At 72.3% G+C, this 14040-nt stretch carries 10 protein-coding genes; 3 read left to right on the top strand and 7 right to left on the bottom strand.

Annotated features, from left to right (window positions below; all coding sequences use genetic code 11):
- Positions 1-337: 337 nt before the first annotated feature.
- The 4 genes from pflA to IE329_RS01500 all read right to left on the bottom strand — a co-directional run bounded on the left by pflA (position 338) and on the right by IE329_RS01500 (position 7368).
- Complete coding sequence (gene pflA / locus IE329_RS01515) at positions 338-1114, bottom strand: pyruvate formate-lyase-activating protein (RefSeq protein WP_190208890.1); 777 nt, start codon at positions 1112-1114, stop codon at positions 338-340.
- A gap of 20 nt (positions 1115-1134) precedes the next feature.
- Entirely contained in the window at positions 1135-3402 is a 2268-nt protein-coding gene (gene pflB / locus IE329_RS01510) for a formate C-acetyltransferase (RefSeq protein WP_190208889.1), read from the bottom strand.
- A 92-nt stretch (positions 3403-3494) separates the two neighbouring features.
- Positions 3495-6215 (bottom strand): bifunctional acetaldehyde-CoA/alcohol dehydrogenase, encoded by a 2721-nt coding sequence (gene adhE / locus IE329_RS01505; RefSeq protein ID WP_190208888.1) that lies wholly within the window; start codon positions 6213-6215, stop codon positions 3495-3497.
- Between the two features lie 334 nt (positions 6216-6549).
- On the bottom strand, positions 6550-7368 hold the full coding sequence (locus tag IE329_RS01500) for a universal stress protein (RefSeq protein ID WP_190208887.1): 819 nt from the start codon (positions 7366-7368) through the stop codon (positions 6550-6552).
- A gap of 578 nt (positions 7369-7946) precedes the next feature.
- Here IE329_RS01500 and IE329_RS01495 point away from each other — a divergent pair.
- Positions 7947-8819: a universal stress protein gene (locus IE329_RS01495; protein WP_190208886.1), complete on the top strand. Its 873-nt coding sequence runs from the start codon at positions 7947-7949 to the stop codon at positions 8817-8819.
- Positions 8820-9291: 472 nt separating this feature from the next.
- On the opposite strand, the gene IE329_RS01490 is transcribed toward IE329_RS01495, so the two are convergent.
- Positions 9292-10086, bottom strand: a complete 795-nt coding sequence (locus IE329_RS01490; protein WP_190208885.1) for a ribosome hibernation promotion factor — start codon at positions 10084-10086, stop codon at positions 9292-9294.
- A 337-nt stretch (positions 10087-10423) separates the two neighbouring features.
- On the opposite strand from IE329_RS01490, the gene IE329_RS01485 reads away from it, so the two are divergent.
- Together IE329_RS01485 and IE329_RS01480 are read left to right on the top strand one after the other, a co-directional pair.
- A complete protein-coding gene (locus IE329_RS01485; RefSeq protein ID WP_190208884.1) occupies positions 10424-11125 on the top strand; it encodes a response regulator in 702 nt (233 codons plus the stop codon).
- Positions 11126-11234: 109 nt separating this feature from the next.
- A complete protein-coding gene (locus tag IE329_RS01480; protein ID WP_190208883.1) occupies positions 11235-11651 on the top strand; it encodes a pyridoxamine 5'-phosphate oxidase family protein in 417 nt (138 codons plus the stop codon).
- Positions 11652-11746: 95 nt separating this feature from the next.
- On the opposite strand, the gene IE329_RS41380 is transcribed toward IE329_RS01480, so the two are convergent.
- Together IE329_RS41380 and IE329_RS01470 are read right to left on the bottom strand one after the other, a co-directional pair.
- Positions 11747-13153 carry a DUF11 domain-containing protein gene (locus tag IE329_RS41380; RefSeq protein WP_190208882.1) on the bottom strand — a complete coding sequence of 469 codons (1407 nt, stop codon included), beginning with the start codon at positions 13151-13153 and terminating at the stop codon, positions 11747-11749.
- 558 nt (positions 13154-13711) lie between these two features.
- Positions 13712-13957, bottom strand: coding sequence for a hypothetical protein (locus tag IE329_RS01470; RefSeq protein ID WP_190208881.1), 246 nt, complete (start codon positions 13955-13957; stop codon positions 13712-13714).
- Positions 13958-14040: the final 83 nt, after the last annotated feature.

Raw genomic sequence — 14040 nt, 5'->3', positions numbered from 1 at the left:
AGGACATCGCGGACGGACCGGTCCTCGTCGGTCTCCACGGATCACCGGAGAGGTGAGCAGTCGTGCAGGCGGTGATCGTGTACGAGAGCATGTACGGCACCCGGACCGTCGCCGAGGCGATCGCCGAAGGTCTGCGGGGCGCCCGGCCCGACGCTGTCGTCCATTGCGTCCCGGAGGCCGGTGCGGGACCGGAGGTCACCGGCAGCGCAGATCTCCTGGTGGTCGGCGGGCCCACCCACGTGTATGGGACGAGCTCAGGGCCGATCCGCCGGACGGCCCGGCTCGCCGCCGCCGGGGCGCCCGTCGAGAACGCGCCGGACTCGCCCGGCCCGGGGCTTCACACCGTGAGCAGTCCGTGGCCGGCGAACACCGACCGGGCTGCTTCCAGCTGCTCAGCGCTCGGCGACGGGGTGCCTTCGAGCGGGAAGCGACTTCCCCGGGCCCGGTACTTGGCGGCGCCCAGCGTGTGGAAGGGCAGGACGTCCACCCGCGAGACGTTGCCGAGCGAGGCGGCGAACTGCGCGACGCCCTCGACGTTCGCCGGCCCGTCGGTCAGTCCGGGGACGAGCACGAAGCGGACCCACACCTCTTTGCCGAGGTCGGCCAGCCGGCGGGCAAAGTCAAGGGTGGGTCCCAGGTGCTGCCCCGTGAGGCGCAGGTAGAGGTCGCGGTCCCAGGACTTGATGTCGAGCAGGACGAGGTCGACGTCGGCCAGCAGCCGGTCGTCCGCCCGGGCGCCGAGGAAGCCGGAGGTGTCCAGCGCCGTGTGCAGCCCGAGCTGGTGCTTGAAGCGTTCGAACAGTGCGGTGCAGAAGGCGGGTTGGAGCAGCGGCTCGCCGCCCGTGAGGGTCGCCCCGCCGCCGGCCGCGTGGATGAAGGCGGCGTGCCGGGTGGCCTCGGCGACCACGGCGTCGACGCCGGTGCGGGTGCCGTCCAGCATCCGCCAGGTGTCGGGGTTGTGGCAGTAGAGGCAGGTCAGCGGGCACCCGGCCAGGAAGACCACGAACCGGGTGCCGGGGCCGTCCACGCCGGTGGACACGTCCCAGGAGTGCACCGAGCCGGTGCGGGCCGGGGGCGGCCCGACCGGGACGGCGGTGCCGAGCGTGACAGTCATGGGGAGTCCTCCTGGGCCGGCTACAGCGAGCCGTGGAAGGTGCGGTTGACCACGTCGAGCTGCTGCTCGCGGGTCAGCCGGACGAAGTTGACGGCGTAGCCGCTGACCCGGATGGTCAGTTGCGGGTACTTCTCCGGGTGCTCCATCGCGTCCAGCAGGGTGACGCGGTCGAGCACGTTGACGTTCATGTGGAATCCGCCCACCGCCGTAAAACCGTCCAGGACACCGGCCAGGTTGGCGATCCGCTCCTGCGGGGTGCGGCCGAGCGCCTCGGGGGTGACGGTGTTGGTCAGCGAGATGCCGTCCTGGGCATGCTCGTACGGCAACTTGGCGACCGAGAGTGCGCTGGTCACGTAGCCGTGCCGGTCGCGCCCGTTCATCGGGTTGGCACCGGGTGAGAAGGGTTCGCCGGACCGGCGCCCGTCAGGGGTGTTGCCGGTCTTCTTGCCATAGACGACGTTGGAGGTGATGGTCAGGACGGACTGCGTGTGTTCGGCCCCCCGGTACGTGGGGTGTCTGCGGACTTTCGCCATGAACCGCTCGACCAGCTGGACCGCGATCGAGTCCGCGCGGTCGTCGTTGTTCCCGTAGGCGGGGAACCCGCCGTCGATCAGGTAGTCGGTCGCCAGGCCCGTCGCGTCGCGCACCGGCGTGACCCGTGCGTACCGGATGGCGGCGAGGGAATCGGCCGCGACCGCGAGGCCGGCAATGCCGCAGGCCATGGTCCTGCGCACGTCGCGGTCGTGCAGCGCCATCTCCAGGCGCTCGTACGCGTACCTGTCGTGCATGTAGTGGATCACGTTGAGGGCGTGGACGTACGTCTCGGCCAGCCAGTCCATCTGCCGGTCGAGCTTCTCCAGCACCTCCTCGTAGTCGAGCACGTCCGAGGTGAGCGCACCGGTGTCCGGGCCGACCTGGGCGCCGGAGATCTCGTCCCGGCCGCCGTTGACCGCGTAGAGCAGGGTCTTGGCGAGGTTCACCCGGGCGCCGAAGAACTGCATCTGCCGACCGACGGCCATCGCCGACACGCAGCAGGCGATGGCGGTGTCGTCGCCGAACCGCGGGCGCATCAGCTCGTCCGACTCGTACTGGATGCTGGAGGTGTCGATCGACGCCTTTGCGCAGAACTCCTTGAATCCACGCGGGAGTCGCGGCGACCAGAAGACGGTCATGTTCGGCTCGGGCGCCGGGCCCAGGTTGTACAGGGTCTGCAGGTAACGGAAGGAGGTGCGGGTGACCAGCGGGCGCCCGTCCTGGCCGATGCCGCCGATCGACTCGGTGACCCAGGTCGGGTCGCCCGAGAACAACTGGTCGTACTCGGGGGTGCGCAGGAAGCGGACGATCCGAAGCTTGATGACGAAGTCGTCGACCAGTTCCTGGGCGCCGCTCTCGGTCAGCCGGCCCTCGGTGATGTCCCGTTGGAGGTAGACGTCGAGGAAGGTGGAGGTCCGGCCGAGCGACATGGCCGCACCGTTCTGCTCCTTCACCGCCGCCAGGTAGGCGAAGTACAGCCACTGAACGGCCTCCCGACCGGTCCTTGCCGGGCCGGAGATGTCGTAGCCGTAGGCGCAGGCCATCTCCTTGAGTTCCTGCAGGGCCCTGATCTGCTCGGCGAGTTCCTCGCGGTCCCGGATGACGGCCTCCAGCCGGCCCGGGTCCGCCGGCGCGGCGTCCAGCTCCGCCTTCTCCGCGCGCTTCGCGGCAATCAGCCGGTCCACGCCGTAGAGCGCGACCCGGCGGTAGTCGCCGATGATCCGGCCGCGGCCGTAGGCGTCCGGCAGGCCGGTGATGATCCCGGCCCGGCGGGCGGCAAGGATCTCGGGGGTGTAGGCGTCGAAAACGCCCGCGTTGTGGGTCTTGCGGTACGTGGTGAAGACGGTCGCCAGTTCGGCGGAGACCGGGTAGCCGTAGGTCTCCAGGGCTCCGGCCACCATCCGCCAGCCGCCGTTGGGCATGATCGCGCGCTTCAGCGGGGCGTCGGTCTGCAGGCCGACGACCAGTTCGCGGTCACGGTCGATCCAGCCGGGGGCGTGCGCGGTGATGGTGGAGGGGATGTCGTGGGCGACGTCGTACACGCCCTTGGCCCGCTCCTCGGGGAAGCGGTCGGTGATCTTCTTCCAGACCGCAGTGGTGCGTTCGGTGGGGCCGGTCAGGAAGCCGCCGTCGCCCTCGTACGGGGTGTAGTTGTGCTGGATGAAGTCGCGGACGTCGATCGCGTCGCGCCACAGGCCGCCCTTGAATCCGGCCCAGGAACTGCCGGCGGTCGTCTCCGACTGCTCGGTGGTCATGGTGGCTGTTCCCCTTTCGGTGCCCTCGGCACCTCGCTGGTCCGGCCGGTGGTTCGCACGGCCGGGGCGGCCCCGGGTGGGGCCGTCGGTGCTCAGATCCGGTGGCCGTAGTAGGCCTGACGCATCAGCTGCCGCATGTCGTCGAGCATCGGCATCCGGGGATTGGCCGGGGCGCACTGGTCCTCGTAGGCGTTCATCGCCTGCTGCGGAAGGGCTGCCAGGAAAGCTGCCTCGTCCACTCCCGCCTCCTTGAACGAGCGGGGGATGCCGACCCGGTCGCGCAGTCCCTCGACGGCCTGTGCCAGTGCCTCGACGCCCTGCTCGGGGGTGTCGGCGGGCAGGCCGAGCGTCCGGGCGACGGCCTGGTAGCGCTCCGGGGCGATGTAGCTCCGGTACTTGGGCCAGCCGGTGACCTTCGCCGGCGTCCCGCCGTTGTAGCGGATCACGTGCGGCAGGAGCAGCGCGTTGGTGCGACCGTGGGCGAGGTGGAAGGTGCCGCCCAGGGTGTGGGCCATGGCGTGGACGACGCCCAGGAAGGCGGAGCCGAAGGCCATCCCGGCGATGGTGCCGGCGTTGTGCATCTTCTCCCGGGCGACCGGGTCGTTCGGCCCGTCGGTGACGGCCCGTTCCAGGTTCTCGAAGATCAGCCGGATGCCCTGCAGCGCCAGGCCGTCGGTGAAGTCGTTCGCGTAGACCGAGACATAGGTCTCGATGCAGTGGGTGAGGGCGTCGAAGCCGGTGTCCGCGGTGACCGCGGCCGGCAGGTGGGTGGTGAGTGCCGGGTCGCAGATGGCGACACTCGGGGTGAGGGCGTAGTCGGCGAGCGGGTACTTCTGGCCGGTGGCGCTGTCGGTGATGACCGCGAACGGCGTGACCTCGCTGCCGGTGCCCGAGGTGGTCGGGACGCAGACCAGCTTGGCCTTCTCGCCGAGGTCGGGAAAGGTGAACGCGCGCTTGCGGATGTCGAAGAACTTCTCCTTCAGGTCGGCGAAGTCCACCTCCGGGTGCTCGTACATCAGCCACATCACCTTGGCGGCGTCCATCGGCGAGCCGCCGCCCAGCGCGATGATGGTGTCGGGCCGGAAGTCGCGCATCAGTTCCGCGCCCTTGCGCACGGTGTCGATGCTCGGGTTGGGCTCGACGAAGTCGACGACCCGGACCTCGACCGGCGCGCGCCGCCGGTCCAGGATCGCGCGGATCCGCTCCAGGTGGCCGACCTCGACCATGGTCCGGTCGGTGACGACGACGATCCGGTGGGCGTTCGGCATGCTGGCCAGGTACTTGACGGAGTTGCGTTCGAAGTAGATCTTCGGCGGGACCTTGAACCACTGCATGTTGGTGTTGCGCCGCCCGATCCGCTTGATGTTGACGAGGTTCAGCGCCGAGACGTTGCCGGCCACCGAGTTGTGGCCGTAGGAACCGCAGCCGAGCGTGAGCGAGGGCATGAAGGCGTTGTAGACGTCGCCGATCCCGCCCTGGGAGCTGGGTGCGTTCCAGATGATCCGACACGCCTTCACCGCGTGCCCGAACTCCTCGACGAACGCCTCGTCCTGGGTGTGCACCGCTGCGGAGTGCCCGAGACCGTTGAACTCCACCATGGCGGCCGCGAGTTCGATTCCGCGTCGGCGTGAGTCGGCGGTCAGCACCGCCAGCACCGGGCAGAGCTTCTCGCGCGTCAGCGGCTCGGACGGTCCGACCTCCTCCGTCTCCACCAGGATGACGGAGGTGTCGGCGGGCACGGTGAACCCGGCTGCCGCGGCGATCTGTACGGCGGAACGGCCCACCACCGCGGCGTTCAGGCGGTCGCCGGTGCAGGAGGCACCGTCGCCGACGCCGAACAGGTGCCGCTCCAGCAGCGCCTTCTCCTCCGCCGTGGAGAGGTGGGCCTTCAGACCGCGGAACTCGGCGATCGCCGCGTCGCGGATCTCCGCGTCCAGGATGACGGCCTGCTCGGAGGCGCAGATCATGCCGTTGTCGAAGGACTTGGACAGCACGATGTCGTTGACCGCCTGCCTGAGGTCGGCGGTCCGCTCGACATAGGCGGGCACGTTGCCCGCACCGACACCGAGGGCGGGCTTGCCGCACGAGTACGCGGCCCGGACCATCGCGTTGCCGCCGGTGGCGAGAATCGTGGCAACGTCCGGATGGTTCATCAGGGCCTCGGTGGCCGGCATCGACGGCCGCTCGATCCACTGGATGCAGTGCGCCGGAGCCCCGGCCGCCACCGCCGCGTCCCGTACGATCCGGGCCGCCTCGGCGGAGCAGCGCTGCGCCGCGGGGTGGAAGGCGAAGACGATCGGGTTGCGGGTCTTCAGGGCCAGCAGGCACTTGAAGATCGTGGTCGAGGTCGGATTCGTCACCGGGGTGACGCCGGCGACCACGCCGACCGGCTCGGCGATCTCCACGATCCCGTCGATCTCGTCCCGCCGCACCACCCCCACCGTCCGCACAGCGGCCATCACGTGGGTGACGTTCTCGCAGGCGAAGACGTTCTTCACCGCCTTGTCCTCGAACACCCCGCGCCCGGTCTCCTCCACCGCCAGCACCGCGAGCCCGGTGTGCTGGGCGAGCGCCGCCAGGGACGCCTTCCTGACGATGTGGTCGACCTTCTCCTGGGTGAACGAGGCGTACTCCTGAAGGGCGGTCACCGCTCCGGCGACCAGCCGGTCCACCCCGGTGGCAGCCGGTCCGGGGACGGGCCGGTCCGCGGCGGCCACCGCCGGTGGTACGACCGGGGCGGGGACGGAGGTCCGCGCGGGCTCGGAACTCTTTCCAAGCTCGGCGCTCTTCGCGGTCAGCGGGCTGCGGGGCATGGTGGACCACCTTTCAGTTCGTCGTCCGGGTGCGGCGTTTCCGGTCCTCCCGGCGCCTCGTCACCCAGCTTTCCGTGACGGCGGCGCGGCGAGCCCTGCCGGACGGGGCAGGCCTTCGGGCCGAAGGTCCTTTGTTCGGCGGGCGGTTGGTCCCGGCGGCACTGCGGCGCGGACTACGGAGTGCTTCATGGCCGTGTCCTCCGTCGCCTCGACCGGCCGCGGCGCGGGTTCGCGCGGCCGCTGTCCATCGGCGCTCTCCTGCCACGTCCCCGGCCCGGCCCGGCCCAGGGGCCGGCCGGCTCTCGCCGCGGGCCCGAAGGTCCCGGCTCGGGGTTCAGGAGCCCGGCACCACGACGACCGGGCACGCCGCGTGGTGCAGGACGGCATGGGCGACGGGGCCCAATCGGCCGGCCGTGGCACCGGCCCGTCGCCCGAGGATCAGCAACCGGGCCTTGGCAGATGCCTCGACCAGTACCCGCCCCACCCCGGCGGGCTCGGCGTCGCAGGCGACCTCCACGTCCGGATGGGCAACCTGCCACGGGACGAGGGCGGAGGCGAGCAGCGCGGCCTCCGCCGTGCGTCCGGCGTCGAGTCCGACCGGCCCGGCCGCCGGAAAGACGTGCAGGATCCGGAGCGGCAAGCCATGCCTGCGCGCGGCCTCGAACGCGAAGTCGAGCGCCGCGCCGTGCGGGCTGCGGGCGTCGACGGCGACGACGAGGTGATCGCGCAGGCCCGCGTCCGCCGCCTCCGTCGGCAGCAGCACGGTCGGGCAGGAGGCCCTCGCGGCCACGTGCAAGGCGGTGGATCCGACCCGTAGTCCGGGGAAGCCGCCGTCCCCGCGTTCCGCCACGACCAGGAGTTCGGCGGCCTCCGCGGCGGCGACCAAGGCTGCGGTGGCGACGTCATGGACTTCTTCTCCGTGCACGCGCACCTGCGGGTACCGCACCGCGAGGATGTGTTGGATCTCGTGGAGCAGACGACTGCCGCCCGACGGCGACCGGCCCGGCCCGCCCGGCAGCAGATGCGGCATCAGGGGCAGCGCATGCAGGACGCGCAGCGGACGATCCCGGACGGCCGCCTCGGCCGCGGCCCAGTCGGCTGCCGCCACGCTTGCCGTGGAGGTGTCCACTCCGACTGCTACGGGCAGGTCCATGGTGCTCAGCTCCTTGTTGTCGGACCGATCCGGATCAGGGTCGCGGGTGCCGCCGGTAACCTCTGGCGGCCCGGTGCCGTGCTTGCCGCGCCGGGCTCCCGGCCGGATTCCCCGTACCGCTGGGCCGCTGCGCTGTGACTGCACGGACAAAGCGGCTGTTGGTACGGCCGGTTGACGTCGACTCACCGAACGGGCTGGCGCCCCTATCCAGGACGCGGCGGACGGCACAACCCCTGATCCTGCAGGGGCGCGCCTCTGCTTCCCGGACGCCCCACCTGGGCCGGCGCACGGCGCCGCTCCCTGGAACCGCACGGGCGCGGTGCGACTGCGCCCGGGGCCGGCTCCAGCGTCACGCTCCCGGCCGGGTCGTGCACAGGGCCGGTCGGGCCCCCACCCACGGGCAGAGCACGGGACCTGAGGCCCTGAACCGGAGGCCGGCCGGCCCCTACCCGCGGCTGCCCCCACCGGCGGAAGCTGGCGGAGCCTGCCGACCGTGCAGATGCGCCGCACGGCGCGGGCCCCGGCCTCAACACCGCGGCCCATCCCACCCCCCATCACAGCACTGGAGACCAGTTCCCATGACCCAGCACCTGCTTGCCGGCGTCGACGGCTCACCGCAGAGCACCGCAGCAGCCCGATGGGCAGCCGGCGAGGCCGTCCGCCGGGGGATCCCGCTGAGGCTGGTCCATGCGCGGACCTGGCTCGACAACTTCCACGCGGACCCGTCCCGGCCGGCGGACGTGCGCACCCTCACGCTCCGGATGCTCTCCGACGCGCGGGCGGAGATCCTGCGCTCCCACCCGGAGTTGGAGGTGCACACCGAGCTGATCGGCGGCGGCGAGCCGGTCGACGAGCTGGCCGAGGCCGCCACCGGAGCCGAGTTGCTGGTCCTCGGTTCGCGGGGCTTCGGGGGGTTCTCGGGGCTGCTGGTCGGCTCGGTCGGCCTCGCCGTCGCCGCCCGCTGCGAGGTGCCCACCGTGCTCGTCCGCGACACCGAGGGCGAGCGCCCCGGCGATCCGCGCGCGCGGGAGGTCGTCCTCGGCGTCGACTCCCACTCTCCCTCCTTCGACGTCATCGACTTCGCCTTCCAGCAGGCCGCCCGGCTCGGCACCGTTCTTCGTGCCGTCCACGGCTGGACGCCGCCGGCCGTCTGGGGGTATGCCGGGTGGGTGCCCCCGCAGGCCGAGGCGGACCAGTTCCGCACGATCGAGACCGAACTGCTCGCGGAGGCGTTGACCGGCTGGCGGGAGAAGTACCCGGACGTCGTCCTGGTCGAGGACTGCCGCATCGGCACCGGCTCCTCGGCCCTGGTGGACCTGTCCGCCGACGCCGCCCTCGTGGTTGTCGGCCGACGGCGCCGCCCGCACCACGCGGGGATGCGGATCGGGCCGGTCGCCCACGCCGTCCTCCACCACGCGCAGGCACCGGTCGCCGTCGTCCCGCACGACTGAAGCGGGTCGAGCGCGCCGCGCCGGCGCCTCCCGGCGCGGCGCGCTCGACAGCCCGGTGGCGCCCGCAGCGCGTCCGGTGCGCCGGTGGTCCAAGCGCGACGCCGTACAGGAAGGTGGTGGGTCCCGGGCGAGCCCGGGACCCACCACCTTCTGCGCGCCTGCCGCGAACGCACGCCTTGTCGGTCACTTCGCTTCGAACCGGTGCATTCCCCGGGCGTCAGGGCGGCCACGGCCCTGAGCGACGCCGCTTCAGCGGCACAGCGGCCCGGGAACACCGCTGTGCGCAGGGGCGTCGGGCACCGCGTCGAGGGGCCGACCACCGCGAAGGGACCGCCTGGCGTGCGGGTGTCCGGCTCACGCCTTCGGCCGGGCACCCGAAAGGGGCGCGGGACCGGAGACGACCCCACCCGTCTCCGGTCCCGCGCCCCTGGCCGGGCGTACCCCCACAGCCGCCCGGCCGGACCGGTGGCCGCTACCTCGCCGGGGTGATCAGCCCGAAGTGGCCGTCGTGACGGTGGTACAGGACGTTGCCCCGACCGGTGGCAACGTCGGTGAAGAAGAGGAACGGCAGGCCGGTGAGGTCGATGCGCGCGACGGCCTCGGCCGGCGTGAGCTCCGGAACCCTGGCCGTGCTCACGGTCAGACCCCGCTCGGGCTCGGGTTCCGCCGGGCCTGCACACGCGAGGCGGAGGTCGCCGGTGACCTCGTCCCGGTAGACCACGCTGTCGCGTCCCGCCCCGGCCTCGGTGAACAGGTGGAAGTCGTAGTCCATCGCCTCCATCTCCAGCACCGCGGCCCAGACTGCCTGGCGGGACAGACTGTAGGTCTTGTGCCGGACGATCTGCCGGTCCTCCTGCGTGCGGACACGGTGGTGCGGGCGGTGTCCGCGGCGCTCGGCACCGTCCCGGGCCCCCGGTCCGGCCGGCGGAATCGCGTGGTGGCGGCGGGGGTCCGTGTGCTGCCGGATCCTGGCCAGCCGGGCGACGAGACGTTCCTGCACCAGGTCGACGGCCTCGCGCATGGTCGCGGCGGCGACGTGGGCCCGGACCGGACATCCGTTGAGATCGATCACGACCTGGGCCAGGGCCGGCTTGAGAATCGCGTGGTTGGCCTCCTGGCTGAGCTTTACCCGGACCGCCAGGACGGGCTCGTCGAGCCGCTCGACCACGGCCAGCACCTTGGCCCTGGCGTAGTCGGGCGCGCCGAGCGACACCTCTCCCCTGGTCTCCAACCGGATGTCGACGGGCGGGGTCTGCAGACGGATCATCAGAGATTCCTTCCTTCGTGGGTCCAGACTGCCGCGTGACGGGTGGTTGCGCCGAGGGGCCGAACGTCCCCCCGGCCGGGCCCTGTGGCCCGTTCTCCCGTCGTCCGGGCCCTCCGGCACGCCGGGCCGGGAACCGCGCGCCAAGGACGTTGCCGGCGGCGGAGAGTTCGTCGGCCTGGCTGAATCACCAACAGGAGTGGCCCTTTGCCCTGCTGCCGACGTCACGTCAGCCGGACATAGGGCCGTCCGGCCCTACCGAATTCGCCGCGCCCGGGCCAGACTCTCCCCAGGATTCCTCCGCCCGTCGTGCCGACGGGCCCACGAGTGCGGAGATGTGATGGCGAACGGTGCGGCGGGCACGGCAGGCGACCCGGTGAGGGTGTTCCTCCTCGATGATCACGAGGTCGTCCGCCGCGGTGTGCACGACCTCCTGGACGCCGAGCCCGACCTCACCGTGGTCGGCGAGGCGGCCACCGTCGAGCAGGCGATCGCCCGCGTTCCCGCGCTGCTTCCGGACGTGGCCGTGCTGGACATGCGACTGCCGGACGGCGACGGCGTGACGGTCTGCCGGGAACTGCGCTCGCGGATGCCCGGCCTCGCCTGCCTGATTCTCACCTCCTTCGACGACGAGGAGGCCCTGCTCGACTCGATCATGGCGGGCGCCGCCGGCTACGTGCTCAAGCAGATCAGCGGCACCGACCTGGTCTCCGCCGTCCGCACGGTCGCGTCCGGGCAGTCGATGCTGGACCCCGGTGCCACCACCCGGCTGATGGCACGGCTGCGCGGCGACACCGGGCCGCAGGCCGCCTCGGCCTTCCCCGAGCTCACCGACCGGGAGCGGGAGATCCTCGCCCTGATCGGCGAGGGCCTGACCAACCGCCAGATCGGCCAGCGGCTCTACCTCGCCGAGAAGACCGTCAAGAACCACATCTCCCGCCTGCTGGCCAAACTCGGGGTCGAGCGGCGTGTCCAGGCCGCCGTCATCGCCACCCAGGCCACGGCCGCCCACGACCACGCGACCGGGCGCCACGCACGATGAGCGGGCCGGACCGGTGAGCACGACCGATTCGCACCCGGGGCCTCCCGGCGGCCCGCGGGGGACCATCGGCCCCTCACCCGCGAGCCGTTCCGAGGCGACCATCGATGCCATGAAGCCCGATCAGATCCCCTCGGCCGACACCTCACCGCTCGACGAGCGGCAGTGCCTGCGACTCCTGGCCGCGACCCGGGTGGGCCGTGTCGTCTACACGGTCGGAGCCCTGCCGGCCGTCCTGCCCACCCGCTACCGCCTGGACGCCGACGGCAGTGTGCTGCTCTCCGCCGCCGCCGGGTCCGAGCTGGTCCGGGCCGTGTCCGGCGCGCTGGTTGCCTTCGAGGCGGGCGAGGTCAGCGAGTCGGACGGCAGCGGCTGGAGCGTCACCGTGCTCGGCCGGGCGGACGTCACCGAGGCGCGGACGCCGCACGAGCCCGCCGGCCTGCGCCGTCCCGGCCAGGTGTGCATCCGGATCCACGCCGAACTGGTGACGGGGCGCCTCCTGCCGAACGCCGGCGCCGGCCGGCCGTAACGGCCTGGTCCGGAGCAACAGCAGGCGGCACATCGTGGTGGGCGGCGGGGCACGTCCTCATGGACGTGCCCCGCCGCCGGCACAGGTCGGTCGGGCTACCAGTGGTCGTGGCGCTCGCAGCGCTCGTCGTGCTCGTGGCGCTTGATCTGGGTGAGGTCGGTCGCGGTGTGGCTGGTGGTGTCGCCCCCTCCGAGGGCGGTCGCGCGGTTGGTCAACTCGGCGTGGGCCCAGCAGGAAACGTCGACCTTCAGGGTGATGGGAGGGTAGTTGCTCCCGGCGGGGAGGATGTCGCTACGGGTGCAGGTGAGGATGTTCAGGGTGCAGATCCATCCCGTGCCGCTGATGCTGTCGGCGCTGAGTCCGGCGGGCAGGGTGTCGTACACGGTGACCGTGGTGCCGTCGGTCGGGGCGGCCCCGACGGCGTTGCCCACGGTGATGGTGTAGGTGCCGTCCTGCCCCTGCGTGAAGAAACTGGTGTGGGTCTTGGTGATGGTCAGGGACGGGAGCGTGTAGGAGATGGTCACCTGGCCGTCGTGGTTCGCCGTCCCGAGTGTCGAAGGCGCATAGCTCGTGCCGGTACCCGTGGGGGTGGCGAAGCTGCTGCCCCCACCACCTCCGCCCCCACCCGCCGCGGTGCCCGTGTTGTTGACGGCGCCGCTGCCGCCACCCCCACCGGCGAAGTACCCGCCCCCACCGCCACCACCAGCACTGACGGCAGTGGCGGCGCAGCCGCCGTCGAAGCTACCACCGGCGCCACCGGTACCGACCGTGGTACCGGAGAACCCGCTCCCCGACCCGGCGTTGATGACGGCACAGGATGGAACGGTGCCTGCGGCCCCGCCGGTACCCCCCGTACTGGTACTGGTGCTGCCGCCGCCCCCGCCCTGCCCCGGCGAAGCCCCGGGGCCGGTGGCAGTGCCTGCGGTACCGCCGGTGGCATCAGGCGTGGTCCCGCCGCTGCCTCCGTTGCCCCCCGTGGAACCTGCTCCGGTGCCGCCGGCGGCACCGCCGCCCCCGGCGACCACCAGCAGGGAGCCGCCCGTACTGATGCTGGAGGCCCCGCCCCCGCCCGGACCTTCGAATTGGAACCCACTGGCCGGATAACTCCCGCCCGGGGCGCCGCCGTTGAACCCGCCGGCCCCCGGCGTGCCGGTGCCGTTGCAGCCTTTACCTCCGGTGCCGCCGACATTGACGGTGAAGGTCGTCGGGGCGACGCTCGGCGGCAGGGTGGCCACCACCCGCGCCCCCGTCCCACCGGCCCCCGTGACGGAACAGGCGGTGCCGGTGTTGTCGGCGCCACCCGCGCCGTCCGCGGTGATCGTCACCACCGCCGTCGCCGGAACCGTCAGGGTCTGCGGAGCGCCGGTGAAGACGAAGGTCTGCGAAGGATCCGCCCGCTGCGCCTGCACCGGCACGGCCTCCACCTGCGCGGCGGCCACCGGTGGGGCCGTGGCCGCCAGCAGCGCCATACCGGACAGCAGCGCGCACCCCAGCGACGCCACCCCTGCACCGCGCTCCCCACGTGGTCCACCCGAGTCAACCAGATCGGACGCGACGACGGCGGGAACCGGGGTCGTCCCACCGTCCGTGGCCCTGTTGAACACGGCCACGGGCCACTGACGGCTGATCCGGTACCACGGCAGGTCGCCCTGTCCACGAGTACGAGCACTCATCCGCGGGTTCACCTCTCCTCACAACAGAGCGCCCCGCCCCGAGCGACAAGTCACCAGCATGACAGGACACCTGATTGACAATTCATGACAAACCGCAATTAGATACCCCGATCCGATCACTTCGGGGTAGCGAGGTCATGAGACCTCGTGTGTCGCAGCGCCGTGCGGTGCGCACCGGACACACCGGCGGCCTACGCCAGGCGCTCGGTGTCGTTCCCGGCGACCTTCTCCCACAGGAACCCGACCCGGGTGTTCAGTGCACCGGGGTCGGGCGGGTGCGCTCGGCACGCTCCGGGCCCCCTCGTCGGCCTCCCCCACGGGGCTTCGCTCCTTCCTCGCCCTCCGGCAGGGACAGCGTCGGTGGGCGGGGCGGCGGGGCACGGGGGCCTACGGGGCGTGCGGGGCGTGCGGGCGTTCGTCGGCGGAGACGTCGCCCCGGGACGAGATACGGTCCGCGCCGGTCGGGCTGGTGCTGGCCTGGCGGCCGGAGAGGCGGGCCGTCGGGGCCCCGTCGCCGAGTGGCCAGGACGCCGAGAGGAGGTCCGGATCGCGGTCGTCGTCGCCTGGCCGGGCGAGGCCGGTGGTGCCGTGCCCCCAGGCGGTCGTGGCGTCGAGGGCCTGCCGGCGGGGCAACCGCGTGTCGTTGGCGAGCAGGAGGCGGGCGGCACGGCCGGCCAGGCCGGCACGGTGCCCGGCCGGACCCGGGTGCTCGGCGA

It is taken from the genome of Kitasatospora indigofera (assembly GCF_014655955.1).
Lineage (GTDB): Bacteria > Actinomycetota > Actinomycetes > Streptomycetales > Streptomycetaceae > Kitasatospora > Kitasatospora indigofera.
Note: the sequence above shows the minus strand (reverse complement) of the source record. Positions and strands in the feature narration are given on the sequence as shown.

What these genes read in the sequence shown, in the direction of transcription:
- pflA (WP_190208890.1), bottom strand. Translation starts at nt 1,114, where the DNA reads ATGACTGTCACGCTCGGCACCGCCGTCCCGGTCGGGCCGCCCCCGGCC.
- pflB (WP_190208889.1), bottom strand. Translation starts at nt 3,402, where the DNA reads ATGACCACCGAGCAGTCGGAGACGACCGCCGGCAGTTCCTGGGCCGGA.
- adhE (WP_190208888.1), bottom strand. Translation starts at nt 6,215, where the DNA reads ATGCCCCGCAGCCCGCTGACCGCGAAGAGCGCCGAGCTTGGAAAGAGT.
- IE329_RS01500 (WP_190208887.1), bottom strand. Translation starts at nt 7,368, where the DNA reads ATGGACCTGCCCGTAGCAGTCGGAGTGGACACCTCCACGGCAAGCGTG.
- IE329_RS01495 (WP_190208886.1), top strand. Translation starts at nt 7,947, where the DNA reads ATGACCCAGCACCTGCTTGCCGGCGTCGACGGCTCACCGCAGAGCACC.
- IE329_RS01490 (WP_190208885.1), bottom strand. Translation starts at nt 10,086, where the DNA reads ATGATCCGTCTGCAGACCCCGCCCGTCGACATCCGGTTGGAGACCAGG.
- IE329_RS01485 (WP_190208884.1), top strand. Translation starts at nt 10,424, where the DNA reads ATGGCGAACGGTGCGGCGGGCACGGCAGGCGACCCGGTGAGGGTGTTC.
- IE329_RS01480 (WP_190208883.1), top strand. Translation starts at nt 11,235, where the DNA reads ATGAAGCCCGATCAGATCCCCTCGGCCGACACCTCACCGCTCGACGAG.